Below are 25773 nucleotides of genomic sequence, written 5' to 3' on the forward strand. Positions count from 1 at the left end.
TGCCACCCGCTGGAGGTGCCCCGTGCTGGGTCCCGTGATCCTCGCCGCTTCGCGCAGCGACAAGATGCGCCGTATCGTCTCTGCCGCCCCGGTGACCAAGCCCGTGGTGAACCGGTTCATCCCCGGTGAGACGGTCGACCAGGTCATCCCGATCGTCGAGGACCTCACGCGGAAGGGCCTGGAGGTCACCCTCGACGTCGTGGGCGAGGACATCACCGAGGTCGCGCAGTCGCACGCCGCCCGCGACGCCTACCTCCAGCTGATCGAGCGCCTCGCGGAGCTGGGCCTCGGCGAGACCGCCGAGATGTCGGTCAAGCTGTCGATGTTCGGCCAGGCGCTGGAGGGCGGCCACGAGCTCGCCCTCGCCAACGTCCGCCCGGTCGTCGAGGCCGCCGCCGCCATCGGCACCACCGTGACGCTCGACGCCGAGGACCACACCACCCTCGACTCGATGTTCGCCATCCACGAGGAGCTGCGCCGGGACTTCCCGCAGACCGGCTGCGTGATCCAGGCCTACCTCTTCCGCACCGAGGCCGACGCCCGCCGCCTTGCTGCCGCCGGCAGCCGCGTCCGGATCGTGAAGGGCGCCTACAAGGAGCCCGCCGAGGTCGCGTACCAGGACAAGGGCGAGATCGACAAGGCGTACGTCCGGATCATGAAGATCCTGATGGAGGGCGAGGGCTACCCGATGATCGGGTCCCACGATCCGCGGCTCATCGCCATCGGCCAGGAGCTGGCCCGCCAGGCCGGGCGCAAACTGGACGAGTACGAGTTCCAGATGCTGTACGGCATCCGCAGCGAAGAGCACCTGCGGCTGGCCGCCGAGGGCCACCGGATGCGGGTCTACACCGCGTACGGGACCGACTGGTACGGCTACTTCATGCGCCGCCTCGCGGAGAAGCCGGCCAACCTGCTGTTCTTCCTCCGCTCGATGATCACCAAGAACTAGCCAAGAACTAGGTCAAGGAGTTACCAGCCCCATGGATGCTGTGACCCAGGTCCCCGCTCCGGTCAACGAGCCGGTCCACTCGTACGCCCCCGGCACCCCGGAGCGCGCGCGGCTCGAAGTGCAGCTCAAGCAGCTGTCCGAGAACCCGATCGACCTCCCGATGACGATCAACGGCGTCAAGCGGATGGGCGGCGGCGAGCGTTTCGACGTGGTCCAGCCGCACGACCACAAGTCGGTGCTCGGCACCTACGCCAACGCCACCCAGGCCGACGCGCAGGAGGCCGTCGACGCCGCCCTCGCCGCCGCCCCGGCCTGGCGCTCGATGTCCTTCGACGACCGCGCCGCGATCATCCTGCGCGCCGCCGAGCTGCTGTCCGGCCCGTGGCGCGAGAAGCTCGCCGCCTCCACCATGCTGGGCCAGTCGAAGACCGCGCAGCAGGCCGAGATCGACACCCCGTGCGAGCTCGTCGACTTCTGGCGCTTCAACGTCCACTTCGCCCGCCAGATCCTGGCCGAGCAGCCGGTCGCGAACTCCGCCGGCGTGTGGAACCGCAGCGACCACCGCCCGCTCGAAGGCTTCGTCTACGCGATCACGCCGTTCAACTTCACGGCCATCGCGGGCAACCTGCCGACCGCCCCCGCCCTCATGGGCAACGTGGTCCTGTGGAAGCCGTCCCCGACGCAGACCCACTCCGCGGTCCTCCTGATGGAGCTCCTGGAGGAGGCCGGCCTGCCGAAGGGCGTCATCAACCTGGTGACCGGCGACGGCATCGCGGTGTCGGAGGTGGCCCTGAACCACCCCGAGCTGGCCGGCATCCACTTCACCGGCTCGACCAAGACCTTCCAGTACCTGTGGAAGACGGTCGGCAACAACATCGAGAAGTACAAGTCCTACCCGCGCCTGGTCGGCGAGACCGGCGGCAAGGACTTCGTCGTCGCGCACCCGTCCGCGGACCGCGCCGTCCTGAAGACCGCCCTGACCCGCGGCTCCTTCGAGTTCCAGGGCCAGAAGTGCTCGGCGTCCTCGCGCGCCTACGTCCCGGCCTCGATCTGGAACGACGGCTTCAAGGAGGCCTTCGCGGCCGAGGTCGACGGCATCACCATGGGCCCGGTCACCGACCTGACCAACTTCATCGGCGCCGTCATCGACGACCGGTCCTTCGCGAAGAACAAGGCCGCGATCGACCGCGCCAAGGCCGACCCGACCTGCGAGATCGTCGCCGGCGGCACGTACGACGACTCGGAGGGCTACTTCGTCCGCCCGACCGTCATCGCGTGCACCGACCCCGAGAACGAGGTCTTCACGACCGAGTACTTCGGCCCGATCCTCGCCGTGCACGTCTACGAGGACGCCGAGTTCGACGCGATGCTCGCGCAGATGGAGTCCGTCTCGGCGTACGCCCTGACCGGCTCGATCATCGCCGCCGACCGGTACGCGGCCGCGGACGCGATGGAGAAGCTCCGCTTCGCGGCGGGCAACTTCTACATCAACGACAAGTCCACCGGCGCCGTCGTCGGCCAGCAGCCCTTCGGCGGCGGCCGCGCCTCGGGTACGAACGACAAGGCGGGCGCCGCGACCAACCTGCAGCGCTGGACCTCGACCCGCTCCATCAAGGAGACCCTGGTCGCGCCGACCGAGTACGGCTACCCCCACATGGGCTGACCGGCCCCCGCTGAACCCCGCCCCCGTTCCGGTACCCCCAAGTCCGGAGCGGGGGCGGTTCCAGTTGCCCCGCTAGGGGATCAGCACCACCTTGCCGAGGTTGCGCCGCTCCTCGGTAATGCGGTGCGCGCGGGAGGCCTCGGCGAGCGGGATCTCCTCGTGCACCGCCGGCCGCAGCGCGCCGCTGCCGTACGCCTCCCACAGCCCGCGCCGCCAGCCCTCGTACTCCTCCGGGCTGCCCTGAGCGACGGCCCGGATCTGGAAGCCGATCACCGACGCGCCGCGCACCAGCAGTTCGTACGCCTCCACGGTCCCGCCGCCGGAGCCGTACGCGACCAGCCGGCCGCCCGTGGCCAGAGCGCGCACGGCGGGGCCGAGCAGCTCGCCGCCGACGCCGTCGAGGACCACGTCGTACGGGTCGCCCCAGGCGGCCTCCTCGTACAGCACGACCTCGTCGGCGCCGAGCCCCCGCACGAAATCGGCCTTGTCCCGGCTGGAGACGGCGGCGACCACGCGGCCCGCCCCCGCGGCCCGGGCGAGCTGCACGGCCAGGCTGCCGACCCCGCTCGCAGCGGCCGTGACCAGCACCGACTCGCCCGGCCGGATCCGCCCGGCCCCGACGGCGCCGCGGGCGACGAGCCCGCTGCGCACCAGCGCGACCGCCTCCACCGAGGTGGCTCCGCCGGGCACGCGGGAGGCCATGGCGGTGTGCAGGACGGCGTACTCGGCGTAGCCGTGGCCGAAGCACAGCCCGGTGACGCGCTCCCCGACGGCGAAGCCCGTCACTCCTTCGCCGAGCGCGGCGACCGTCCCGGCGATCTCCCCGCCCAGCGCGATCGGCTCGGCGGCCTCCCGCACCTTGCGCACGACGGGCAGCGTGACCCCGACGGCCTCGCTTTGCAGGAGCAGCTCACCGGGGCCGGGCGCGGGGACGGGCACGTCCTCGGCGAACAGCACCTCGGGCCCGCCCGGGACCTCGTAGCGGATGCGCAGCATCACGACCTCCCTGTTTTCGATCTTGGTCGAGTCTCACCGTAGAGGTCAGACCTCGACGATGACCTGGTCCAGGGACTTGCGGACCAGGTCCGGGACCTCGCAGTCGTCCGCCGGGTAGCCGACCGGGACGACCGCGAAGGCCTTCTCGTTCTCCGGGCGGTCCAGGACGTGGGAGAGGAAGCGCATCGGGCTCGGCGTGTGGACCAGGGCCGCCAGGCCGGACAGGTGGAGCGCGGACAGGAGCATGCCGACCGCGATGCCGACCGACTCGTCGACGTAGTAGTGCTTGCGCTTCGTGCCGTCCGGGCCGAGCCAGTAGCGCTGCTGGAAGACCACGATCAGGGCCGGGGCATCCGTGAGGTGGGTCTTCACGGCGTCCGTGCCGAGGGGGCGCAGGGCCGCGAGCCACTCGTCGCCGAGGCGGCCGTCGTAGGAGAGCGCCTCCTCCTGCTCGGCGGCGGCGCGGATCTGCTGCCGCACCGCCGGGTCCTTGACGAGGACGAACATCCAGGGCTGCTGGTGCGCCCCTGAGGGGGCGGTCGCGGCGCACGCGATGGCGTCCCGGACCACCTGCTCGGGCACGGGGTCGGGGGAGAAGCGGCGCACGGTCCGCCGTTCGTCCATCCGGACACGCAACTCGGCGGCGCGGGCCAGGGATTCCCGGCTCGGCATCCGCGCGGGCCGGTAGGCGGCGGGGCGGTACGGCTCGCCGTGGGTGGGCGTCCACTGCTGGGTATCGGGCGACATGGGGCGAGTGTGCCGGGAGGCTCCCGGGGACGGCCAGGAACGTACAGGCCGATTGGTGGCGGGGGGACACTGGTTCCATGACCGATACACGGACACGCCTCGCACACACCTCGCAGCTGGACCCCGGGGCGCTGGAGGAGATCCGGGCCCTGCTCGACGGCGCGTTCGAGGGCGACTTCTCCGACGAGGACTTCGAGCACGGGCTCGGCGGGATGCACGCCCTGGTGCACGAGGGCGGGGAGCTCGTCGCGCACGGGAGCGTGGTGCAGCGGCGGGTCGTGCACGCGGGACGGGCCCTGCGGACCGGATACGCGGAGGGCGTGGCCGTACGGGCCGACCGGCGCCGGCGCGGGATCGGGAGCGCCGTCATGGCCGGGCTGGAGGCGGTCATCGGGCGGGCCTACGTGCTCGGCGCGCTGTCGGCGTCGCAGGACGGGGCCGGGCTGTACCGCGGCCGCGGCTGGCAGGTGTGGGGCGGGCAGATCGGAGTCCTCGGGCCACGGGGGCCCGAGCGGCTCCCCAAGGAGGAGGGCAGCACCTACCTGTGGGTGCCGCCCGGCGGGGTCCTTCCGGACCCCGCCGGGCGACTGGACTTCGACTGGCGCAACGGGGATGTGCTGTAGCCCCCGTCAGCCGGAGATGCTGGCCGCGCCCGACTCGATGTGGCCCGTGTAGCGGCGCGACCAGGTGCCGTCGGAGTCGGCCAGGACCGTGAAGTCGTACCAGCCGTTGCTGTAGGCCACGGCGTTGAAGTAGTCCTCGCGCGAGGAGTTCGCCGGGACCGTGTAGGTCCACGGGCCGTCCGTGCGGTAGGCGTTCGAGCGGATCGTGAAGGTGACGGGCGCGGCCGACGTGTTCGTCATCTTGAAGTAGACGGCGGTCTTGCCCGTGCCCGGCTCCACCGCGAAACGGGCCGCCACCTCGATCGCCTTGCCCGCCTTCGACGCGTCGCCGATGAAGCGGCGCAGGAAGCGGTTCGGCCCGTGCATCGAGATGTCGTACTTGCCCGAGCCGTAGCCGAGGCCGATGTTGAAGTAGTCGCTGCCGGTGCCGCCCGCGTCCACCGTGTACTGCCAGGCCGCCGTGTCCCGGTGCTGGTGCGGGTGGATCGAGAAGTGCGCCGCCTGCTTCGCCTCCGCGCCCTGGTTCGTCATCGAGAACCAGGCCAGGATCTTGCCGGCCGCGCCGAACTCGAAGCGGTCCAGGTGGCCGTTGACCTGGTACGGCAGGGCGCGCGCCGGGCGGGTGCCGGACTCCTGCGCCGGGAGGGCGTTGTCCTGCGGCGCCGGGTTGGGCAGCGGGCCGCAGGTCGACTGGCCGATCACCTTGGCCGTGGACGGGAGGCCCGCGGGCACCCCGTAGACCGGGTGCGCGAAGTCGAAGACGCCGGTCAGGTCGCCGGTCACCTTGCGGCGCCACGCGCTGATGTTCGGACAGCTGGCGGGGGTGCCGAGGGCGGCCGTCCACGTCTCCATGAACCGCAGCACCGAGGTGTGGTCGAAGACCTCGGAGCTCACCCAGCCGCCGCGCGTCCACGGGGACATGACGATCATCGGTACCCGGAAGCCGAGGCCGATCGGGGTGCCGTCGATGTACTCGCCCGGCGTGCCGGGCGGGGCGACCGGCGGCGGCACGTGGTCGAAGAAGCCGTCGTTCTCGTCGTAGTTGAGGAAGAGGACGGTGGAGTCGAAGACCTCGGGGTTGGCGGCGAGTGCCCGGTAGACGAGGTCCACGAAGTGCGCGCCGTCGCCCGGCGGGGCGTACGGGTGCTCCGAGAAGGCCTCGCTCGCCACGACCCAGGAGACCTGGGGGAGGGTGCCCGCGACGACGTCCGCGCGGATGGCGGCCGCGATGTCGTCCGGGGTGGAGCCGGTGACCTTCGGGACCGAGCCCATGCCCCGGTCCCACAACGGGTTGCCGGGGGCCGCGTCCGTGAACTTCTTGAAGTAGGCCAGACCGTTGTCGCCGTAGTTGTCCTGGGCGTTCTGGTAGACCTTCCAGCTCATGCCGGCGCGCTGGAGGGCCTCCGCGTACGTCTCCCAGGTCAGCCCGGACTCGTCGCCGCCGTCCTTGCTGGACGCGTCGACCTTGCCGCTCCACAGGAAGGTGCGGTTCGGGCCGGTGGCGCTGAGCGTGGAGCAGAAGTACGCGTCGCAGATCGTGTAGTTGTCGGCGAGCCCGTAGTGGAAGGGTATGTCCCCGCGGTCCAGGTAGCCGAGGGTGCGGGTGTTGCCGACCCCCAACACCCAGTTGTCCATCCGGCCCTTGTTCCAGGCCGCGTGCTGCGAGGTCCAGCTGTGCGGGAGGTCGCCGTTGCACTGGGCCAGGGTCTCGCCGTCGACCCCGCCCGCCGGCGGGGTCGCGGAGAGCTTCCACGGGTACTGGCGGCCGCCCCAGTTGGGCTGGTTGAACATGCCCCAGCCGCCGGGGATGTTGCCGGCGGCGCGGTCGCCGTACCCGCGGACACCCTTCAGCTTTCCGAAGTAGTGGTCGAAACTGCGGTTCTCCTGCATCAGGATCACCACGTGTTTCACATCGGTGATCGTGCCGGTCGCGGCGGCCGCGGCCGCCGTCGTCGGCGTGACCGCGGGCAGGGCCGCCCCCGCCACGAGCCCGGCGCCGATTCCCACGAACCCTCTGCGGCTGATCGGTGTCACTGGCCCCTCGCCTCCAACTCGCGTGCCCCGCTGGCACATTGACCGCAAGGGTGACGGGAGCGGCGCCAAAGGTCTACATCCGTGCGGTAAGAAGTCGGTGAACATCCGGGTGGCTGGAATCACCCGTCGATCCGGACGAGCATCTTGCCCAGATTGTCGCCCCGGAGCATGCCCAGGAAGGCATCCACAGTGTGGTCGAATCCCTGCACAACGGTGGTATCCGTACCGATCCGGCCGCTGCGCAGATGAGGGACGACGAAGTCCTCCAGCTCGTCCTGAAGATTGGTGTGATTGCGAACCAATACCCCTTCCAGACGCAGCGACTTGTGAACGACCTCGAAGAGGTTGCGGGGCGCGGCGGGGGACCGGTCGCCGTTGTACATCGAGATGGCCCCCACCCAGGCGATCCGCCCGTACTCGCGCAGCACGTCGATCGCGCCCTCCAGGTGGTCGCCGCCCACGTTGTCCACGTAGACGTCGATGCCTCCTGCGGATACCGCCGCGGCCGCCTCCGAGAGCTGCTCGCCGACCGGGCCGTCGTGGTAGTCGAAGGCGGCGTCGAAGCCGAGGTTCTCCGTCAGGTGGCGGACCTTGGCCGCCGACCCCGCGCTGCCGATGATCCGGCGGGCGCCGAGCAGCCGGGCGATGTGGCCGGTCGCCACGCCCACCCCGCCCGCGGCGGCGGACACGAACAGGTCCTCGCCCTCCCGCAGCGCCGCGGTCCGGGTCAGGGCGGCGTACGCGGTGAGGCCGGTGCCGCCGAGGATGGAGAGGTAGGCCTCCAGCGGGACGCCCTGGTGGCCGCGCAGCTTGCGCGTTCCGGCCACCCCGAGGGTGACGAGGGAGTGCGTGCGCCAGCCCTCGCGGTGGAAGACGAGGTCGCCCTCCGCCAGTCCCGGGTCGCGCGAGGCGACCACGCGGCCCACCGAGCGGCCTTCCAGCGGGGTGCCGAGCTCGAAGCCTCCCTCGCCGCCGTCCATCAGCCCGCGGTGGTACGGGTCCACCGAGAGCAGCAGGTTCTCCACCAGGGCGGTGCCGGGCCCCGGCTCCGGGACCGGGTACGCGACGTAGGTGAAGTCGGTGGCGGCGGGGAAGCCGGCGGGGCGGGCGATCTGGTGCACGGCGTGAGCGGTGTTCGTGGTCATGGCCCAGACGCTAGGAAGGAATCACCGGGCCGGGCAGGGGGTTGCGCTCATGGAAGCCGCACAGCCATGAATGTCGCTCATAGAACGAGGTGGGGGCCCCGGTGTCCGAACTCCTCCCGCAGGAACTGCGGATCCTGGTCGCCGTCGCCGAGTCCGGTGGCTTCTCCGCCGCGGCCGCCGCGCTCGGCCTCACCCAGTCGGCCGTCTCGCACTCCGTGCGCGGCAGCGAGGCGAAGATCGGCGCGGTCCTCTTCGAGCGCGGCCGGACCGGGGCCGCGCCCACGCCGGCGGGGGAGCGGGCCGTCGGCCACGCGCGCAGGATCCTTCGGCTGTACGAGGTCATGGGCGCGGAGGCGCGCGGCGCGGGCCGGGGAGCGCCGCGCCGGGATACGGTCGAGGGTGTGCTCCGGATCGCCGCGTTCCGCAGCGCGGCCCTGCACCTGCTGCCGCCCGCCCTGGACCGGCTCACCGCCCGGCACCCCGGCATCCTCCCCGAGGTCCGGGTGGTCCGCGAGATCGGCGCCGGCGCGGCCGGGGAGGTGGCGGCCGGCCGCGCCGACCTAGGTATCGCCACCCTGGGCGTGGCGCAGGGCATGCCTCCCGGCCTGCTGAGCGGAGTCCTCGTGGAGGAGGCGTACTCGCTGGTGCATCCGGCCGGGCATCCCGATCCGAAGGCGCTGCCGCTCATGGACTGGGACGAGAACTGCGGCTCCTACACGCGCACCTGGTGGCTGGCGCAGGACTGGATCCCGCGGGCGACCGTGAAGGCGGAGGACGACGCGATGGTGCTGACCATGGTCGGCCGCGGGCTCGGCATGGCGATCATGCCCGAGCTGTCCCTCCGCGAGGCGACCGAGGCCGTCGACATCACTGGACTGGGTCCCCGGGGGCCGGTGAGACGCGTGGGATACGTCACCACACCGGAATCCGCTTCATCGCTCGCCGTAAGGGCTCTGATCAGGGAACTTCGTTCCGAGAGCAGCTGAAAACGGATCCATGCGGGCCGCCTCCCGGGCGGTTCCGCGTCTCAGATAGTAGGAAGTCCGAGTAATTGCGGAGACATACAGCGGGACCTGCCCTAGCTTTGTAGAAGCCGAACGTCTCGCCGATCAGGCGAATGGCGGTCGAGAGCGCGCGCCCCGGGCAGGCAACCCCTGCCGCGCACCGCTCCCCGCCTCTTCCGGCGCCTTGAAGGAACCCCTCATCCGTGGCTTCGCCACGCCGTGATCTCAAGGAGTCGATCCACATGACCCCCACCACCGCTGCCGTCCGCCGCGTCCGCCACTCCTCCACCGCCGACGCCGACCGCAAGAACGCCGCCGCAGCCCTCCAGAGGGCTCTCGACCGCCGTGACAACGGCGGCTCGACCGGCCGCTGACCACCGTCCGCCCCGGACATGTTGCGTCCCCGTTGGTCCGAATGCTGGACGTAATATGTCTGAGGGCTGGGACACGGAGTACGGTTTCGCCATGTCGACCAGCATCAATCTCGCAGTGATCCCCGGTGATGGCATCGGCCAGGAAGTCGTGGCTCAGGGACTCAAGGTCCTTACCGCGGTCCTGCCCCAGGATGTGAAGCTGGAGACCAAGCAATACGACCTCGGTGCCCAGCGCTGGCACCGCACCGGTGAGACCCTCCCGGACGCGGAGCTCGAAGCGCTGAAGCACCACGACGCGATCCTGCTGGGCGCCATCGGCGACCCGTCGGTCCCGTCGGGCGTCCTGGAGCGCGGGCTGCTGCTCAAGCTCCGCTTCGCCTTCGACCACTTCATCAACCTGCGCCCGTCGAAGCTCTTCCCCAACACGGCCACCCCGCTGGCCGGCCGTCCGGAGATCGACTTCGTCGTGGTCCGCGAGGGCACCGAAGGCCCGTACACAGGCAACGGCGGCTCGCTGCGCACCGGCACCCCGGCCGAGGTGGCCACCGAGGTCAGCCTCAACACCGCGTACGGCGTGGAGCGCGTGGTCCGTGACGCCTACGAGCGGGCCAACGCCCGGCCCCGCAAGAAGCTGACGCTGGTCCACAAGAACAACGTCCTCGTGTACGCCGGTCACCTGTGGAAGAACATCTTCGACAAGGTCGGCCAGGAGTACCCCGGGGTCAGCACCGACTACCTGCACGTCGACGCCGCGACGATCTTCTTCGTCACCCAGCCCGAGCGCTTCGACGTCATCGTCACGGACAACCTCTTCGGTGACATCCTCACCGACCTGGCCGCCGCCGTGACCGGCGGAATCGGCCTGGCCGCCTCCGGGAACATCAACCCGACCGGCGCCTTCCCGTCCATGTTCGAGCCCGTCCACGGCTCGGCCCCGGACATCGCCGGCACCGGCAAGGCCGACCCGACCGCGACGATCCTCTCGGTCGCCCTCCTGCTGCGCCACCTCGGCTACGAGGCCGAGGCCGGCCGCATCGAGGACGCGGTCTCCGCCGACCTCGCGGAGCGGGACGGCACCTTCCGCTCCACCGACGCCATCGGCGACGCCCTCGCCGCGCGCGTAGCCGGCTGACCCGGCAGCGCACCTCAGGAAGCCGTCGGGTCGGATAGGGGACCCGGCGGCTTTCCCTGTGCGGCCCCGGGTGCCACCATCTCCCCTGGGCCGCAACCCCCCGCTTCTCCGAAGACCCCGTGCGCGCGATAATCGAACGCGAGGCCGCGGAATGCGGGGAAGCTCGGACGTCCTAGTACGCCGTGAGCGCGGTCCGCCATACACAACTGGTGAAGGACAAGCACTCATGACGACGCCCACGATCGAGCTCAAGCCCTCCTCGAACCCGCTGTCCGACGCGGAGCGCGAGGCGATCCTGGCCAGCCCCGGCTTCGGCCGCCACTTCACCGACCACATGGTGACGATCAAGTGGACCGAGGGTCGCGGCTGGCACGATGCCGAGCTGGTCCCGTACGCGCCCCTGGCGATCGACCCGGCGAACATGACGCTGCACTACGCGCAGACGATCTTCGAGGGTCTCAAGGCCTACCGCCAGCCCGACGGCACCGTCGCCACCTTCCGGCCCGAGGCGAACGCCGAGCGCTTCCAGGCCTCCGCCCGCCGCATGGCGATGCCGGAGCTGCCGGTGGACCTGTTCATCGACGCCTGCGACGCGCTCGTCACGCAGGACCGCGCCTGGGTCCCGGACTCCGGCGAAGCCTCCCTGTACCTGCGGCCGTTCATGTTCGCCTCCGAGGTCGGCCTGGGCGTCCGCCCGGCCAACGAGTTCCTCTTCATCGTCATCGCCTCGCCCGCCGGCGCGTACTTCCCCGGTGGCGTCAAGCCCGTCTCCGTCTGGCTCTCCGAGGAGTACGTCCGCGCCGTCAAGGGCGGCACCGGCGCCGCCAAGACCGGCGGCAACTACGCGGCCTCCCTCGTCGCCCAGGCCCAGGCCGCCTCGCACGGCTGCGACCAGGTGGTCTGGCTCGACGCCGTCGAGCACCGCTGGATCGAGGAGATGGGCGGGATGAACCTGTACTTCGTGTACGGCGACCGCATCGTCACCCCGGAGCTCACCGGCTCGCTGCTGCCCGGCATCACCCGCGACTCCCTCCTCACCATCGCCCGCGACCTCGGCTACACCGCCGAGGAGGGCCGCCTGACCACCGAGGACTGGGAGCGCGACAACGCGAACGGCACCCTCACCGAGGTGTTCGCCTGTGGCACCGCCGCCGTCATCACCCCGGTCGGCTCCGTCAAGTCCGAGCGCGCCAACTGGACCCAGGGTGACGGCCAGCCGGGCCAGGTCACCATGCGCCTGCGCAAGGCCCTGCTGGAACTCCAGACCGGCCACGCGGCCGACTCCCACGGCTGGATGCACCCGCTGGGCTGACCGAGCCCGCGCCCCGTACGTACGAAGGCCCGCGCCCCCGGAGAGGGGGGCGCGGGCCTTCGTGCGTACGGGGCGGCTCAGGCGGCCGCGGCCGCGGGCTCCGGCTCCTCGGCGGGGACCGCCGCCGGCGCGGTGCGGGCGGTCAGGGCCGTGTAGACCAGCCCGCCGGTCAGGCCGGAGAGGACGAATGAGCAGTCCACGCCGCCGGTCAGGGCGAGCAGCGGGCCCTCGTAGAAGGGGGTGGTCACGGCGAGCAGGCCGGCACCCGCGCCGATGGCCCAGGAAGCGGTGGCGGCCACGTTCCAGCCGCCGCGGTACCAGTAGGCCCCGCCGACCGAGCGGCGGTTGAAGACCTGCAGGGCGTCGGCGTCGTACTGCCCGCGGCAGCGCACGTAGCCGATCAGGGTGATCACGGCCCACGGGGTGCCGATCGCGGTCAGCAGCAGGACGAAGGAGGTCATCGCCGACTGCACGTCCCACTCGAAGGAGCCGACGAACACGAAGGCGGTGGCGACGGCCGCGGCGATCACGGTGGCCGTGGTGCGGGTGGCCCTGGGGACGATCGCGTCGAGGTCGAGGCCCATGGAGTAGAGCATCAGGCCGGCGTTGCCCACCGAGCCGGCCGCGGCGGCCGCGAGCAGCGGCACCAGGTACCAGAACGGGGCGGCGTCGACGAGCGGCCCGGCGTACTCGGCGCCGGCCTTGGCGGCGAGCGCGGTGTAGGTGCCGAAGAGCTGCGGAATCAGCAGACCGGCCAGCAGGCCGAGGCCGGTGGCCCAGAACACCTTGCGCGAGCTGTGCCTGCGCGGGGAGATGTAGCGCGTGTAGTCACCCAGGAGGGTGATGAAGGCGACGGGGCCGCTGAGCCCGGCGGCGACGGCGGCGAGCAGCCAGGTCGGCCAGAAGGAGCCGAGCAGGTACGGGGTGTCCGGCGGCGCGGCGGTGGTGAAGTCCGGCGCGTAGGCGAAGAGGCCGACACCCAGCAGGACCACCATGCCGATGGACAGGATCTTGCTCATGCGCAGCAGCAGCCGGTAGCCGAAGACGGCCCCGACGACGGTGCACGCGGCGAGTGCTCCGTACATCACGGCCCGCCATACGCCGGTGTCCGGCAGCCCGGTGAGCCGGGACAGGACCCCGACCATCACGTCGCCGCCGATCCACAGGGTCAGCGCGGTGTAGCCGAGGGAGAGCAGCAGGCCGACCACCGAGCCGACGAGGCGGCCGCGGACGCCGAACTGCGCGCCGCTGGAGGTGGAGAGGTTGGTGGCGGTCCGCAGGGAGACCAGCGCCAGCGGCGCGGTGACGGCGATGCCGACGATCGTGCCGGTCACGATGGCGGTGACCGAGGGCCACAGGCCCAGTCCGAAGGACGGGGGAAGCCAGCCGAACACGATCACGCCGAGGCAGAGGTTGGAGCCGAGCAGGATCGAGATCAGGTCACGAGGACCGCTCGTCCGCTCCTCCTCGGGGATGGTGTCGACTCCGCGCTGTTCGATGGGCATAAGGGGACTCCCTTGGCAGGGCGGGGGTGGGTTGCGCAATGTTTGAGCGACACTCAATGTGGCCTAAGCCCTGGTGCCAGGTCAATGATTCCTTGCGAACGAATGAAGAGTTAGAGTGATGCTCTAACCCATCGACTCAAGAGGTGGTGGATCGGCGTGCGGCTGACCCCTACGGAGCGCGACCGGCTGCTGCTCCGCAGCGCTGCGGAACTGGCCAGGGCCCGACGGGCCCGGGGCCTGAAGCTCAACGTCCCGGAGGCCACCGCTTTGATCGCGGACACGGTCTGCGAGGCCGCGCGCGACGGCAAGCGGCTCGCGGAGGCCATCGAGGAGGCCCGCGGCGTGCTGGGCCCCGACGACGTCCTGCCCGGCGTGGCCGACGTGGTCACCGAGGTGCACGTGGAGGCCGTCTTCGACGACGGCTCCCGGCTCGCGGTGGTCTCGTCCCCCGTACGGGGCGCCGTACCGCTCGGCCACGACGCCCCCGGAGCGGTGGTCCCCGGGCCGGGCGTCCCCCAGCCGGAGCCGGTGTTGCACCTGCGTGTGCGCAACACCGCCGCCGTACCGGTGAGCGTCACCTCCCACTTCCACTTCTTCGAGGCCAACCCGCGCCTCGACTTCGACCGCGCCGCCGCCTACGGCATGCGGCTGTGCGTCCCGGCCGGCTCGTCCGTACGGTTCGACCCGCACGGCGAGGGCGAGGTCGGTCTGGTGCCGATCGGCGGCGACCGGATCGCCATCGGCTTCGCCGGCCTGGTGGACGGGCCGCTGGACGCGCCCGGCGCGAAGGACGAGGCCCTGCGCCGGGCCGCCGCCTGCGGCTACGTCGGCGTACGTGACACCACCGGTAGCGAAGGAGCACAGGCGTGAGCCGCCAGACCCCCCACAGCGATCACTGCGCGCCCGGCAGCCGGCACATCGACCCGCACGAGTACGCCTCCGTCTTCGGCCCCCGCGCGGGCGACCGGGTGCGGCTCGGCGACTCGGGGCTCACCGTGCGGGTGGAGTCCGACGCCCAGAAGCCCGGCGACGAGTTCCTGGCCGGCTTCGGCAAGACCGCCCGCGACGGCCTGCACCTGAAGGCCGCCGCCGTCCGCGAGACCTGCGACGTCGTCATCAGCAACGTGCTGGTCATCGACGCCGTCCTCGGCATCCGCAAGGTCTCCGTCGGCATCCGCGAGGGCCGCATCCACGCGATCGGCCGGGCCGGCAACCCGGACACCCTCGACGGGGTCGACGTCATCGTCGGCACGGGCACGAGCATCGTCTCCGGCGAGGGCCTGATCGCCACCGCCGGCGCCGTCGACACCCACGTGCACCTGCTCTCCCCGCGCGTCATGGAGGCCTCGCTCGCCGCGGGCGTCACCACGATCATCGGCCAGGAGTTCGGCCCGGTGTGGGGCGTCGGCGTCAACTCCCCCTGGGCCCTGCGCCACGCCTTCAACGCCTTCGACGCCTGGCCCGTCAACATCGGCTTCCTCGCCCGCGGTTCGTCCTCGGACGCGGCCCCGCTGGTCGAGGCCCTGGCCGAGGGCGGCGCGTCCGGCTTCAAGGTCCACGAGGACATGGGCGCGCACACCCGGGCCCTGGACACCGCCCTGCGGGTGGCCGAGGAGCACGACGTGCAGGTCGCCCTGCACAGCGACGGCCTCAACGAATGCCTCTCCGTCGAGGACACCCTGCGGGTGCTGGACGGCCGCACCATCCACGCCTTCCACATCGAGGGCTGCGGCGGCGGCCACGTCCCGAACGTCCTGAAGATGGCGGGCGTGCCGAACGTCATCGGCTCCTCCACCAACCCCACCCTGCCCTTCGGCCGGGACGCGGTCGCCGAGCACTACGGCATGATCGTCTCCGTCCACGACCTCAAGCCGGACCTTCCCGGCGACGCCGCCATGGCCCGCGACCGGATCCGCGCGGGCACCATGGGCGCGGAGGACGTGCTGCACGACCTGGGCGCGATCGGCATCACCTCCTCCGACGCCCAGGGCATGGGCCGCGCCGGCGAGACCATCCGCCGCACCTTCGCCATGGCCGCCAAGATGAAGGGCGAGCTGGGTCCGCTGGCCGGCGACGGCGAGGGCGACGACAATGCCCGCGTCCTGCGCTACATGGCCAAGCTGACCATCAACCCGGCCATCGCCCACGGCCTGGCCCATGAGATCGGCTCCATCGAGGTCGGCAAGCTCGCCGACATCGTCCTGTGGCGCCCGCAGTTCTTCGGCGCCAAGCCGCAGCTGGTCCTCAAGTCCGGCTTCCCGGCGTACGGGGTCACCGGCGACCCCAACGCCGCCACCGACACCTGTGAACCGCTGGTCCTCGGACCGCAGTTCGGCTCGTACGGGGCCGCCGCGGCCGACATCTCCGTCGCCTTCGTCTCCGCCGCGGCGGCCGCGCTCGGCTCCGACGAGATGCCGACCCGCCGACGCCGGGTGGCCGTCCGCGGCACCCGGGGCATCGGTCCGAAGGACCTGCTCCTCAACTCCCGGGTGGGCGCGGTCGATGTGGACGCGCGCAGCGGCCTGGTCTCCCTCGACGGGGAACCGCTGCGCTCCGAAGCCGCCGAGTCGGTCTCCCTCAACCGCCTGTACTTCCTGTAGGACAGCAGAGCCCCTAAGGACCCCCTGCCATGACCAAGCCCGCCGACCACGGATTCCGGATGCCCGCCGAGTGGATGCCCCACGAGCGCACCTGGATGGCCTGGCCCAGCCCCAACCCCACCTTCACCAACGAGCAGGAGCTCGCCGAGGCCCGCGAGGCCTGGGGCGCCGTGGCCCGCGCGGTCCGCTCGTACGAGCCCGTGACCCTGGTCGTCTCGCCCGGTGACGCCGAGAGCGCCCGCGGACACGTCGGCGACGACGTGCAGATCGTCGAGCGCGAGCTCGACGACGCCTGGATGCGCGACATCGGCCCGACCTTCGTCACCAACGACGCCGGTGAGCTGGCCGCGGTCGACTGGACCTTCAACGGCTGGGGCGCCCAGGAGTGGGCCCGCTGGGACCACGACTCGAAGATCGCCCGGGCCGTCTCCGACCTGGCCGGCACCCGTACCTACAGCACCGCACTCGTCAACGAGGGCGGCGCGATCCACGTCGACGGCGAGGGCACCGTGCTCCTCACCGACACCGTGCAGCTCGGCGAGGGCCGCAACCCCGGCTGGACCCGCCAGCAGGTGGAGGCCGAGATCCACGCCCACCTGGGCACCGCGAAGGCGATCTGGCTCCCGTACGGCCTGGCCGGCGACTACGGCACCTACGGCACCCAGGGCCACGTGGACATCGTCGCCGCCTTCGCCCGCCCCGGCGTGGTCATGGTGCACACGCAGCCCGACCCGGCCCACCCGGACCACGAGCGCTGCAAGACCATCGCCGCCATCCTGCGGGCGTCCACCGACGCCCGGGGCCGGCAGCTGGAGGTCGTGGAGGTCCCGGCGCCGACCGTGCTGGAGGAGGGCGGGGAGTGGGTGGACTACTCGTACATCAACCACTACCTGTGCAACGGCGGTGTCGTGCTGTGCTCCTTCGACGACCCGCGCGACGAGGAGGCCGCCGAGATCTTCCGCGGACTGTTCCCGGAGCGGACCGTGACACTCGTTGACGCACGTACGATTTTCGCCGGGGGTGGCGGAATCCACTGCATCACCCAGCAGCAGCCGAAGGTCTGACCGACAAGACCGGCGGCGGACGGACGGACGAGGAGTGGGCCCATGGTGGCGGGTGGAGTACCGGTACGGGCGGCGCGCAAGAACGCGCCCCCGCGCGAGGACGTACTCGTCGCCGCCATGGCCACGATCGCCGAGCGGGGCCTGGAAGGCCTGACCATGGCAGGTCTGGGCCGTGAGGTCGGCATGAGCAGCGGCCACCTCCTCTACTACTTCCGCAGCAAGGACGAGCTCCTGCTGCAGACCTTGGAGTGGAGCGAGGCGGAACTGGGCACCGAGCGGCGGGCCCTGCTGTCCCGGCGCGGCCCGGTGGCCGAGCGGCTGCGGGCGTACGTCGACCTGTACGTGCCCACGCAGGCCCGCGACCCGCACTGGACGCTGTGGCTGGAGGTCTGGAACCGCTCCCAGAACGCCGGCCCGCAGGAGCGCGACCGCCAGGCGGCCATCGAGGGCGCCTGGCACCGCGACCTGGTGGCGCTGCTCGCGGAGGGCATCTCGCGCGGTGAGTTCCGCCCGGTGGACCCCGACCGGGTGGCGGCCCGCATCCGGGCCCTGCTGGACGGGTTCAGCATCCAACTGGCGGTCGGTCTGCCGACGGTGAACCGCGAGGAGATCCTGGACCACGTCCGGGAGTTCCTCGACGAGACCCTCACCCCCCGGCCGTAGCCCCGGCGATGGCGCCGTACGCGGCCGGGGGACCGGCACCATCCGGCGGGCGGGCGGGCCGTGCCCGCATGCTGAGATCCGTGTCCACGCGCTGCGGGCGTTGTGGCACACTGCGAGCGTGCCTGCTCAGCTCATGATTATCGCCAGCAGCGCGCCGGTCCCCAGTGGCCGCTGAACCGTGGAAGAACTTCGCGGAAGCGGCCACCGTGCCTCAGACCCGCGCGCAGACCTCTCGCTACCCGCGAGAGGTTTTTTCGTTTCCCGGCCCATCCCAGCCGGGACCGGCCTGCGCGCGATGATGGGGGCAGTGACGGCGGCCTGCCCCTTTGGCGGGCATCCGGAACCACTCATCCGACAGGAGTCAGATCAGCATGACGACGACACCAGAGGCGGCAACTGCGCTGTCCGGGGGCCTGGACGACAGCTTCCACGTCTTCGACACCACCCTGCGCGACGGCGCCCAGCGCGAGGGCATCAACCTCACGGTCGCCGACAAGCTGACGATCGCCCGTCACCTCGACGAGTTCGGAGTGGGCTTCATCGAGGGCGGCTGGCCCGGCGCCAACCCCCGTGACACCGAGTTCTTCGCCCGCGCCCGCGCCGAGATCGACTTCAAGAACGCCCAGCTGGTCGCCTTCGGCGCGACCCGGCGCGCAGGCGGCTCCGCCGCCGAGGACCCGCAGGTGCGGGCCCTGCTGGAGTCCGGCGCCCCGGTCGTCACGCTCGTCGCCAAGTCCCACGACCGTCACGTCGAACTCGCCCTGCGCACCACCCTGGACGAGAACCTGGAGATGGTCCGGGACACCGTTTCCTACCTGGTCGGCCAGGGCCGCCGGGTGTTCGTCGACTGCGAGCACTTCTTCGACGGCTACCGGGCCAACGCCGAGTACGCGAAGTCCGTCGTACGCGCCGCCCACGAGGCCGGCGCCGACGTCGTCATCCTCTGCGACACCAACGGCGGCATGCTGCCCGCCCAGGTGACGGCGACCGTCGCGACCGTCCTCGCCGACACCGGCGCCCGCCTGGGCATCCACGCCCAGGACGACACCGGCTGCGCCGTCGCCAACACCCTGGCCGCGGTGGACGCGGGCGCCACCCACGTGCAGTGCACCGCCAACGGCTACGGCGAGCGCGTCGGCAACGCCAACCTCTTCCCCGTCGTCGCCGCCCTGGAGATCAAGTACGGCCGCACGGTGCTTCCCGAGGGCGCGCTCGCCGAGATGACCCGGATCTCGCACGCCATCGCCGAGGTCGTCAACCTCACGCCCTCCACGCACCAGCCGTACGTGGGTGTGTCCGCCTTCGCCCACAAGGCGGGCCTGCACGCCTCGGCCATCAAGGTCGACCCGGACCTCTACCAGCACATCGACCCCGAGCGGGTCGGCAACACCATGCGGATGCTGGTCTCCGACATGGCCGGCCGCGCCTCCATCGAGCTCAAGGGCAAGGAGCTCGGCGTCGAGCTGAACGGGGACCGCGCGCTGATCTCCCGGGTCGTGGAGCGGGTCAAGGAGCGGGAGCTCCAGGGCTACACGTACGAGGCGGCCGATGCCTCCTTCGAGCTGCTGCTGCGCGCGGAGGCCGAGGGCCGGGCCCGCAAGTACTTCCGCATCGAGTCCTGGCGGGCGATCGTCGAGGACCGCCCGGACGGCACCCATGCCAACGAGGCCACGGTCAAACTGTGGGCCAAGGGCGAGCGGATCGTCGCGACGGCGGAGGGCAACGGCCCGGTCAACGCACTGGACCGGGCGCTGCGGGTCGCGCTGGAGCGGTTCTACCCGCAGCTCGCCAAGTTCGAGCTGGTCGACTACAAGGTCCGCATCCTGGAGGGCAAGCACGGCACGGAGTCCACGACCCGCGTGCTGATCGCCACGACCGACGGCGTCCGCGAGTGGTCCACGGTCGGCGTGGCCCCGAACGTGATCGCCGCGTCATGGCAGGCCCTGGAGGACGCCTTCACGTACGGCCTCCTGCGCGCGGGCGTCGAACCGGCCGAGTAGTCCGCCACGCCTCGCCGGGCCTCGGCCCGGCGAGGTCCTCGGCGGCGGGCCGGACGGGCTTATGTCCAGCTCACACAGGAAAGTGCCGGTTCCGGTAGCGTCGTGAGCATGAGGACCTGGCTGATATCCGTACGCGTTGGATCGCTGCTGTCCGGTCTGCTGCTGGCCCTGTCGGCGAGCGCCCTCGTGGCCGCGCCGCAGGCATCGGCGGCCACCGGAGTCGCCGCCGTGGGGGAGGCCCTCAAGGAGGGCCCGGTCTACGTCGATCCCCGGGCCGAGGCGCAGCTGCCGGCTCCGGCGGCGCAGGCGCTCGCGCAGAAGATCAAGGACGCCGGGAAGCCGGTCTTCGTCGCCGTGCTCCCGGCCACCGCCGAGTTCCCGCCGGGCAAGGTGCTCAGCGCCGTCCGCGCCGAGACCGGCATCACCGGGCTCTACGCGATCCGGCTGGGCGACGGCTTCAACGCGGGCGCCGACAAGGCGGTCATGCCGTCCAACGCCGTGCGCAACCTCACCGAGGCCGTGAAGACGGGCACCCCGGTGGACGCGAGCACCCAGCTCAACAACTTCGTGGACCAGGCCCTGAGCCAGGCCAAGGGCAGCGCCCCGGCCTCCTGGGGCGGCGCCGCCGATGACGGCGGAGCCCCGGTCGGCGGCCTGATCACCCTCGGCGTGGTGGCCGCGGTCGGCGGCGGCGGCGCGTACGCGCTGGTCCGCCGCAACCGGAAGAAGAAGGAAGAGGCCCGTCGCGAGGCCATCGAGCGGCTCAGCGTGGTCGTCGACGAGGACATCACGGCCTTCGGCGAGGAACTCGACCGCCTCGACTTCCACCCCGGTGAGCCCGGCGCCGACGACGCCATGCGGGCGGACTACGAGCAGGGGCTCGACTCGTACGAGCGGGCCAAGCAGATCATGGCCTCCGTGCAGCGGCCCGATGAGGTCCAGGGCGTGACCCAGGCGCTGGAGGACGGCCGTTTCGCCCTGGCCCGCCTGGACGCGCGCCGTCAGGGGCGGCCGGTACCCGAGCGCCGTTCGCCCTGCTTCTTCGACCCGCGGCACGGGCCGAGCACCGAGGACGCCTCCTGGGCTCCGGCCGGCGGGGCCGCCCGTACCGTGCCGGTCTGCACGGCGGACGCCGTCCGGCTGCGCGACGGCCTGGATCCCGCGGTCCGCACGGTGGACACCGACTACGGTCGGCGCCCGTACTACGACGCGGGCCCGGCGTACGGCCCCTGGGCCGGCGGGTACTTCGGCGGCGGCATCCTGCCCGGCCTGCTCGTGGGCACGATGCTCGGTTCGATGATGTCCAGCCCCGCCTACGCCTCGGACTTCGGCGGCGGGGACTTCGGCGGCGGCTTCGACGGCGGGGACGTCTCGGGGGCCGACTTCAACCCGTCCGACTTCGGCGGCGGGGACTGGGGCGGCGGTGGCGGCTTCGACGGAGGCGGCGGCTTCGACGGTGGGGGCGGTTTCTGACCGTCCCCGGGCGCCCGCCGGGTCAGGCCTGCTTGATGGCCGAGATGTCGAAGGTCAGCTTCACCTTGTCGCTGACCATCACTCCGCCGGCCTCCAGCGCCGCGTTCCAGGTCAGACCCCAGTCGGAGCGCAGGATCTCGGCGGAGCCCTCGAAGCCGACGCGCTCGTTGCCGTAGACGTCCGTGGCGGAGCCGGCGAACTCCAGGTCGATGGAGAGCGGCCGCGTGACGTCCTTGATCGTCAGCTCGCCGGTGATGCGGTACGTGTCGCCGCCGAGCTGGGCCGCCCCGGTGGAGCGGAACGTCATCAGCGGGAAGGCCTCGGCGTCGAAGAAGTCACCGCTGCGCAGGTGGGCGTCGCGGTCGGCGATCCCGGTGCTGACCGAGGCGATCGTGACGTCGATGGCGGCGGTGGAGCGGGACGGGTCGCTGCCGTCCAGGTGCAGCGTGCCCTCGTGCTCGGTGAAGCTGCCGCGGACGTTGGTCACCATCGCGTGGCGGACGGTGAAGCCGATGCTGCTGTGGCCGGCGTCGATGACGTAGTCGCCGGTGAGGGCGGCGAGAGCCGGGTCCACTTCGAGCGTGGCGACGGCGGCGGTGGTGTCCTGGTTGCGGCGGGTGAAGAGACCCATGGCTTCCTCCTCGGTAGTGATGTTCGTTGAACTTTCAACGAGAATGACGCTAGACCCATTCCGTTCAAATTTCAACTTCTAGGCGGGGTGTCAGGTCGATTTGTAGAGGAGCGACAAAGGACGATGCCCCCGTCTGGCGGACTACGCGCATCCCCGAACCGTTCTGTGCGGGCCGGACAGCTGATGACACCCGAGACTGTGTGGAATCAACGGAGGTTTTTGACCCCGCGCTTCGTAAGGTCGGTACATGACCGTTGTGGACCAGACCCCGAGCGAGCCGACGGACGCCCGAGGGCGCGTGGCCGAGCTGCACTCCCTGCGCGAGCAGGCGCGGCGCGGCCCCAGTGACCGCGCGACCGAGACCCAGCACGCCAAGGGCAAGCTGACCGCCCGCGAGCGCATCGCGCTGCTCCTCGACGAAGGCTCCTTCAAGGAGGTCGAGCAGCTCCGCCGCCACCGGGCGACGGGCTTCGGCCTGGAGGCCAAGAAGCCCTACACCGACGGTGTCATCACCGGCTGGGGCACGGTCGAGGGCCGCACGGTCTTCGTCTACGCGCACGACTTCCGCATCTTCGGCGGCGCCCTGGGCGAGGCCCACGCCACGAAGATCCACAAGATCATGGACATGGCCATCGCGGCCGGCGCTCCGCTGGTCTCCCTCAACGACGGCGCCGGCGCCCGTATCCAGGAGGGCGTCTCCGCCCTCGCCGGCTACGGCGGCATCTTCCAGCGCAACACCCGGGCCTCGGGCGTCATCCCGCAGATCTCGGTCATGCTGGGCCCGTGCGCGGGCGGCGCCGCGTACTCCCCGGCGCTGACGGACTTCGTGTTCATGGTCCGCGAGACCTCGCAGATGTTCATCACCGGCCCGGACGTGGTCCGCGCGGTGACCGGCGAGGAGATCACCCAGAACGGGCTCGGCGGCGCGGACGTGCACGCCGAGACCTCGGGCGTCGCGCACTTCGCGTACGACGACGAGGAGACCTGCATCTCCGAGGTCCGCTACCTCATCTCGATGCTGCCCTCCAACAACCGCGAGAACCCGCCCGTCCACGAGACGAGCGACCCGGCGGACCGCCGCTCCGAGGTCCTGCTGGACCTGGTGCCCGCCGACGGCAACCGCCCGTACGACATGCTCAAGGTCATCGAGGAGCTCGTCGACGAGGGCGACGTCCTGGAGATCCACGAGCGCTGGGCCCGCAACATCATCTGCGCCCTGGCCCGGATGGACGGACAGGTCGTCGGCATCGTCGCCAACCAGCCCGGCCACCTCGCCGGCGTCCTGGACATCGAGGCCTCCGAGAAGGCCGCGCGCTTCGTCCAGATGTGCGACGCCTTCAACATCCCGATCATCACGCTGCTGGACGTCCCCGGCTTCCTGCCGGGCGTCGACCAGGAGCACGGCGGCATCATCCGCCACGGCGCCAAGCTGCTGTACGCGTACTGCAACGCCACCGTCCCGCGGATCTCGCTGATCCTGCGCAAGGCCTACGGCGGCGCGTACATCGTCATGGACTCCCAGTCCATCGGCGCCGACATCACCTACGCCTGGCCCACCAACGAGATCGCCGTCATGGGCGCAGAGGGCGCGGCCAACGTCATCTTCCGCAAGCAGATCGCGGACGCCGAGGACCCCGAGGCCATGCGCGTGCGCATGGTCAAGGAGTACAAGGCCGAGCTGATGCACCCGTACTACGCGGCCGAGCGCGGCCTCGTCGACGACGTCATCGACCCCGCCGAGACCCGCGAGGTCCTCGTCAGCGCCCTCGCGATGCTCCGCAACAAGCACGCCGACCTGCCGTCCCGCAAGCACGGCAACCCGCCGCAGTAAGGAGACAAGCCACCGATGAGCACCGACATGATGCTGCGCGTCGAGAAGGGCAACGCCGAGCCCGAGGAGCTGGCCGCGATCACCGCGATCCTGCTCGCCCGTGCCGCCGCCGCGCCCGAGGGCACCTCGGTCCCCGCGGGCCGCTCCCAGGCCGGCTGGCGCCGCCTGGAGCGCACCCCGGGCTTCCGCGCCCCGCACAGCTGGCAGGGCTGAGTCCCGAGCCCGACGCAAGGCCCCGCACCCTCCCTCAGGGTGCGGGGCCTTGCGCGTACCCGCCCCACGGCACGCAGCAACCGGCAACCGGCACGCGGCAACACCGGACTCCGTACACGGCGAAGGCCCCCGCGTCAGGGACACGGGGGCCTTACGGCTGTCGTCGGCGGGCCGCTACCGCAGGCGGGCCATGAGCGCGTGCTCGACGAGCGTGATGAGCGCGCTCTTGGCGTCCGCGCGGTGGCGGGCGTCGGTGGTGATGATCGGGGCGTCCGGGCCGATCTGCAGGGCCTCGCGGACTTCCTCCGGCGTGTACGCCTGATTCCCGTCGAAGCCGTTGAGGGCCACGACGAACGGCAGGCCGCTGTTCTCGAAGTAGTCGACGGCGGGGAAGCAGTCGGCGAGCCGGCGCGTGTCCACGAGCACGACGGCGCCGATGGCACCACGCACCAGGTCGTCCCACATGAACCAGAAGCGGTCCTGGCCCGGCGTACCGAAGAGGTACAGGATCAGGTCCTGGTCCAGCGTGATGCGGCCGAAGTCCATCGCGACCGTGGTGGTCGTCTTGTCACCGGTGTGGGTGAGGTCGTCGATGCCGGCGGAGGCGCTGGTCATGACGGCTTCGGTGCGCAGGGGGTTGATTTCGGAGACCGCGCCGACGAACGTGGTCTTGCCCACGCCGAAGCCGCCCGCCACCACGATCTTCGCGGAGGTGGTGGAGCGAGCGGGAGCCGCTCCGCCGTTAGAGCTTGCGAAGTCCACTGAGCACCCTTTCGAGCAGTGTCACATCTGGCTGGCCGCCGGCAGACTCGTCGCCGCCGGGCTGGTGAATGGCGACAAGGCCCGCCTCCGCCAGGTCGGCGACGAGGATGCGGGCGACACCAAGAGGAATGGAGAGGAGTGCCGAGATCTCCGCGACGGATTTGATCTCTTGGCACAGACGGCAGATGCGCTGGTGCTCGGGCAACTGCCCTTGCAGCCGCGCGGGATCGGCCGTGGTACTGACCAGCGCCTCGATGGCGAGCTGGTAGCGCGGCCGAGTACGGCCGCCGGTCATCGCGTACGGGCGCACCAGCGGGTTGTGGGCCTTCGGCGCAGGCTGCCGCATGGCGCGGGGAGGCTGCTGCTGCGGAGGCACATAGGGCTGCTGGGGCTGCCCGTACGGCTGCTGCTGGTAGGGGTTGTGCTGCTCCGGCATGGGCCGGCTGGGCGTGGAGGGGAAGTTGAAGCGGTTCTGGTCGTGCCCACCCTGCGGCTGCTGCGCGCCGCCATAAGGATGTCCTCCGGGTGTTGTCACGTTTCCTCCTCCGACTCCAAGTACGCAGTACTTCCTGTGGAACCGCGCCACCGCACCCTATGGTGCGATGGCGCGAAACGCACTGCCTGTCTGCTAGTTGAGAAGACTTCCCTGCAGCTCGGCGCGCAGGTCCGGAGTGAGGACACTGCCCGCACGGTCCACCAGCAGGGCCATCTCGTAGCCGACGAGGCCGATGTCGCACTCGGGGTGCGCGAGCACCGCGAGCGAGGATCCGTCCGAGACGGACATGAGGAAAAGGAATCCCCGGTCCATCTCGACCACGGTCTGGTTGACGGCGCCACCCTCGAAGATGCGGGAGGCACCGGCGGTCAGCGAGGTCAGACCGGAGGCCACGGCCGCCAGCTGATCGGCGCGGTCGCGCGGAAACCCGTCGGACATCGCCAGAAGGAGTCCGTCGGCGGAGACCACCACGGTGTGGGACACCCCAGGGGTGTTGTCCACGAAGTTGGTGATCAACCAGTTCAGGTTCTGTGCCGCCTGGCTCATCGGGCTCACA

General features: G+C 71.2%; 24 protein-coding genes. 15 read left to right on the forward strand and 9 right to left on the reverse strand.

The genetic code is table 11. From position 1 onward, the window contains the following. The first annotated feature begins 22 nt into the window (after positions 1–22). Entirely contained in the window at positions 23–949 is a 927-nt protein-coding gene (locus OG429_RS26850; protein WP_328927816.1) for a proline dehydrogenase family protein, read from the forward strand. A 31-nt stretch (positions 950–980) separates the two neighbouring features. Continuing rightward, positions 981–2612 (forward strand): L-glutamate gamma-semialdehyde dehydrogenase, encoded by a 1632-nt coding sequence (gene pruA / locus OG429_RS26855; RefSeq protein ID WP_328927817.1) that lies wholly within the window; start codon positions 981–983, stop codon positions 2610–2612. A gap of 72 nt (positions 2613–2684) precedes the next feature. Here pruA and OG429_RS26860 read toward each other — a convergent pair whose 3' ends face one another. Beyond that, a complete protein-coding gene (locus OG429_RS26860) occupies positions 2685–3608 on the reverse strand; it encodes a quinone oxidoreductase family protein (protein ID WP_328927818.1) in 924 nt (307 codons plus the stop codon). A 45-nt stretch (positions 3609–3653) separates the two neighbouring features. Continuing rightward, positions 3654–4355, reverse strand: a complete 702-nt coding sequence (locus OG429_RS26865; protein ID WP_328927819.1) for a nitroreductase family protein — start codon at positions 4353–4355, stop codon at positions 3654–3656. Between the two features lie 77 nt (positions 4356–4432). Here OG429_RS26865 and OG429_RS26870 point away from each other — a divergent pair, with 77 nt between their 5' ends. Next, positions 4433–4978, forward strand: coding sequence for a GNAT family N-acetyltransferase (locus tag OG429_RS26870; protein WP_328927820.1), 546 nt, complete (start codon positions 4433–4435; stop codon positions 4976–4978). Between the two features lie 6 nt (positions 4979–4984). On the opposite strand, the gene OG429_RS26875 is transcribed toward OG429_RS26870, so the two are convergent. Together OG429_RS26875 and OG429_RS26880 are read right to left on the reverse strand one after the other, a co-directional pair. Continuing rightward, on the reverse strand, positions 4985–7012 hold the full coding sequence (locus tag OG429_RS26875) for a phosphocholine-specific phospholipase C (RefSeq protein WP_328927821.1): 2028 nt from the start codon (positions 7010–7012) through the stop codon (positions 4985–4987). A 119-nt stretch (positions 7013–7131) separates the two neighbouring features. After that, a complete protein-coding gene (locus OG429_RS26880; RefSeq protein ID WP_328927822.1) occupies positions 7132–8157 on the reverse strand; it encodes an NADP-dependent oxidoreductase in 1026 nt (341 codons plus the stop codon). Positions 8158–8258: 101 nt separating this feature from the next. Here OG429_RS26880 and OG429_RS26885 point away from each other — a divergent pair, with 101 nt between their 5' ends. The 4 genes from OG429_RS26885 to OG429_RS26900 all read left to right on the forward strand — a co-directional run bounded on the left by OG429_RS26885 (position 8259) and on the right by OG429_RS26900 (position 11979). Next, positions 8259–9143, forward strand: a complete 885-nt coding sequence (locus tag OG429_RS26885) for a LysR family transcriptional regulator (protein ID WP_328927823.1) — start codon at positions 8259–8261, stop codon at positions 9141–9143. Positions 9144–9403: 260 nt separating this feature from the next. Then, positions 9404–9535 (forward strand): hypothetical protein, encoded by a 132-nt coding sequence (locus OG429_RS26890; RefSeq protein ID WP_328927824.1) that lies wholly within the window; start codon positions 9404–9406, stop codon positions 9533–9535. 91 nt (positions 9536–9626) lie between these two features. Further along, the gene (locus OG429_RS26895; RefSeq protein WP_328927825.1) at positions 9627–10667 is read left to right on the forward strand and encodes a 3-isopropylmalate dehydrogenase; all 1041 of its coding nucleotides are present in this window, start codon (positions 9627–9629) and stop codon (positions 10665–10667) included. A gap of 226 nt (positions 10668–10893) precedes the next feature. Then, positions 10894–11979, forward strand: coding sequence for a branched-chain amino acid aminotransferase (locus OG429_RS26900; RefSeq protein ID WP_328927826.1), 1086 nt, complete (start codon positions 10894–10896; stop codon positions 11977–11979). Between the two features lie 77 nt (positions 11980–12056). Here OG429_RS26900 and OG429_RS26905 read toward each other — a convergent pair whose 3' ends face one another. After that, entirely contained in the window at positions 12057–13484 is a 1428-nt protein-coding gene (locus tag OG429_RS26905; protein WP_328927827.1) for a cytosine permease, read from the reverse strand. 156 nt (positions 13485–13640) lie between these two features. Between OG429_RS26905 and ureA the strand changes: the two genes are divergently transcribed. The 6 genes from ureA (at position 13641) to OG429_RS26935 (ending at position 21284) form a co-directional block, all read left to right on the forward strand. Further along, positions 13641–14354: an urease subunit gamma gene (ureA, locus tag OG429_RS26910; RefSeq protein WP_328927828.1), complete on the forward strand. Its 714-nt coding sequence runs from the start codon at positions 13641–13643 to the stop codon at positions 14352–14354. Positions 14355–14401: 47 nt separating this feature from the next. Next, positions 14402–16084 (forward strand): urease subunit alpha, encoded by a 1683-nt coding sequence (locus OG429_RS26915; RefSeq protein ID WP_328930437.1) that lies wholly within the window; start codon positions 14402–14404, stop codon positions 16082–16084. 29 nt (positions 16085–16113) lie between these two features. Beyond that, positions 16114–17148 (forward strand): agmatine deiminase family protein, encoded by a 1035-nt coding sequence (locus OG429_RS26920; RefSeq protein WP_328927829.1) that lies wholly within the window; start codon positions 16114–16116, stop codon positions 17146–17148. A gap of 42 nt (positions 17149–17190) precedes the next feature. After that, on the forward strand, positions 17191–17811 hold the full coding sequence (locus OG429_RS26925; RefSeq protein ID WP_328927830.1) for a TetR/AcrR family transcriptional regulator: 621 nt from the start codon (positions 17191–17193) through the stop codon (positions 17809–17811). 371 nt (positions 17812–18182) lie between these two features. Beyond that, a complete protein-coding gene (cimA, locus tag OG429_RS26930; RefSeq protein ID WP_328927831.1) occupies positions 18183–19811 on the forward strand; it encodes a citramalate synthase in 1629 nt (542 codons plus the stop codon). Between the two features lie 108 nt (positions 19812–19919). Beyond that, positions 19920–21284, forward strand: a complete 1365-nt coding sequence (locus OG429_RS26935) for a hypothetical protein (RefSeq protein ID WP_328927832.1) — start codon at positions 19920–19922, stop codon at positions 21282–21284. 22 nt (positions 21285–21306) lie between these two features. Here the strand turns inward: OG429_RS26935 and OG429_RS26940 are convergent, their stop codons facing one another. After that, positions 21307–21915: a YceI family protein gene (locus OG429_RS26940; RefSeq protein WP_328927833.1), complete on the reverse strand. Its 609-nt coding sequence runs from the start codon at positions 21913–21915 to the stop codon at positions 21307–21309. Positions 21916–22162: 247 nt separating this feature from the next. Between OG429_RS26940 and OG429_RS26945 the strand changes: the two genes are divergently transcribed. Both OG429_RS26945 and OG429_RS26950 read left to right on the forward strand, forming a co-directional pair. Then, on the forward strand, positions 22163–23746 hold the full coding sequence (locus tag OG429_RS26945; RefSeq protein ID WP_328927834.1) for an acyl-CoA carboxylase subunit beta: 1584 nt from the start codon (positions 22163–22165) through the stop codon (positions 23744–23746). A gap of 15 nt (positions 23747–23761) precedes the next feature. Beyond that, on the forward strand, positions 23762–23959 hold the full coding sequence (locus tag OG429_RS26950) for an acyl-CoA carboxylase subunit epsilon (protein ID WP_328927835.1): 198 nt from the start codon (positions 23762–23764) through the stop codon (positions 23957–23959). 174 nt (positions 23960–24133) lie between these two features. On the opposite strand, the gene OG429_RS26955 is transcribed toward OG429_RS26950, so the two are convergent. The 3 genes from OG429_RS26955 to OG429_RS26965 form a co-directional block, all read right to left on the reverse strand. Next, positions 24134–24721: a GTP-binding protein gene (locus OG429_RS26955; protein ID WP_215149809.1), complete on the reverse strand. Its 588-nt coding sequence runs from the start codon at positions 24719–24721 to the stop codon at positions 24134–24136. After that, on the reverse strand, positions 24702–25256 hold the full coding sequence (locus tag OG429_RS26960) for a DUF742 domain-containing protein (RefSeq protein WP_328927836.1): 555 nt from the start codon (positions 25254–25256) through the stop codon (positions 24702–24704). Before OG429_RS26960 ends, OG429_RS26955 begins: the two co-directional genes overlap by 20 nt. Before the next feature lie 93 nt (positions 25257–25349). Beyond that, the gene (locus OG429_RS26965; protein WP_030037347.1) at positions 25350–25763 is read right to left on the reverse strand and encodes a roadblock/LC7 domain-containing protein; all 414 of its coding nucleotides are present in this window, start codon (positions 25761–25763) and stop codon (positions 25350–25352) included. Positions 25764–25773: the final 10 nt, after the last annotated feature.

Source organism: Streptomyces sp. NBC_00190 (assembly GCF_036203305.1).
Taxonomy (GTDB): domain Bacteria; phylum Actinomycetota; class Actinomycetes; order Streptomycetales; family Streptomycetaceae; genus Streptomyces.

Bases quoted from the DNA above. Each gene is read 5' to 3' on its own strand.
- pruA (WP_328927817.1), top strand. From the start codon at position 981: ATGGATGCTGTGACCCAGGTCCCCGCTCCGGTCAACGAGCCGGTCCAC.
- OG429_RS26860 (WP_328927818.1), bottom strand. From the start codon at position 3,608: ATGCTGCGCATCCGCTACGAGGTCCCGGGCGGGCCCGAGGTGCTGTTC.
- OG429_RS26865 (WP_328927819.1), bottom strand. From the start codon at position 4,355: ATGTCGCCCGATACCCAGCAGTGGACGCCCACCCACGGCGAGCCGTAC.
- OG429_RS26870 (WP_328927820.1), top strand. From the start codon at position 4,433: ATGACCGATACACGGACACGCCTCGCACACACCTCGCAGCTGGACCCC.
- OG429_RS26880 (WP_328927822.1), bottom strand. From the start codon at position 8,157: ATGACCACGAACACCGCTCACGCCGTGCACCAGATCGCCCGCCCCGCC.
- OG429_RS26890 (WP_328927824.1), top strand. From the start codon at position 9,404: ATGACCCCCACCACCGCTGCCGTCCGCCGCGTCCGCCACTCCTCCACC.
- OG429_RS26895 (WP_328927825.1), top strand. From the start codon at position 9,627: ATGTCGACCAGCATCAATCTCGCAGTGATCCCCGGTGATGGCATCGGC.
- OG429_RS26900 (WP_328927826.1), top strand. From the start codon at position 10,894: ATGACGACGCCCACGATCGAGCTCAAGCCCTCCTCGAACCCGCTGTCC.
- OG429_RS26905 (WP_328927827.1), bottom strand. From the start codon at position 13,484: ATGCCCATCGAACAGCGCGGAGTCGACACCATCCCCGAGGAGGAGCGG.
- OG429_RS26920 (WP_328927829.1), top strand. From the start codon at position 16,114: ATGACCAAGCCCGCCGACCACGGATTCCGGATGCCCGCCGAGTGGATG.
- OG429_RS26925 (WP_328927830.1), top strand. From the start codon at position 17,191: ATGGTGGCGGGTGGAGTACCGGTACGGGCGGCGCGCAAGAACGCGCCC.
- cimA (WP_328927831.1), top strand. From the start codon at position 18,183: ATGACGACGACACCAGAGGCGGCAACTGCGCTGTCCGGGGGCCTGGAC.
- OG429_RS26935 (WP_328927832.1), top strand. From the start codon at position 19,920: ATGAGGACCTGGCTGATATCCGTACGCGTTGGATCGCTGCTGTCCGGT.
- OG429_RS26940 (WP_328927833.1), bottom strand. From the start codon at position 21,915: ATGGGTCTCTTCACCCGCCGCAACCAGGACACCACCGCCGCCGTCGCC.
- OG429_RS26945 (WP_328927834.1), top strand. From the start codon at position 22,163: ATGACCGTTGTGGACCAGACCCCGAGCGAGCCGACGGACGCCCGAGGG.
- OG429_RS26950 (WP_328927835.1), top strand. From the start codon at position 23,762: ATGAGCACCGACATGATGCTGCGCGTCGAGAAGGGCAACGCCGAGCCC.
- OG429_RS26965 (WP_030037347.1), bottom strand. From the start codon at position 25,763: ATGAGCCAGGCGGCACAGAACCTGAACTGGTTGATCACCAACTTCGTG.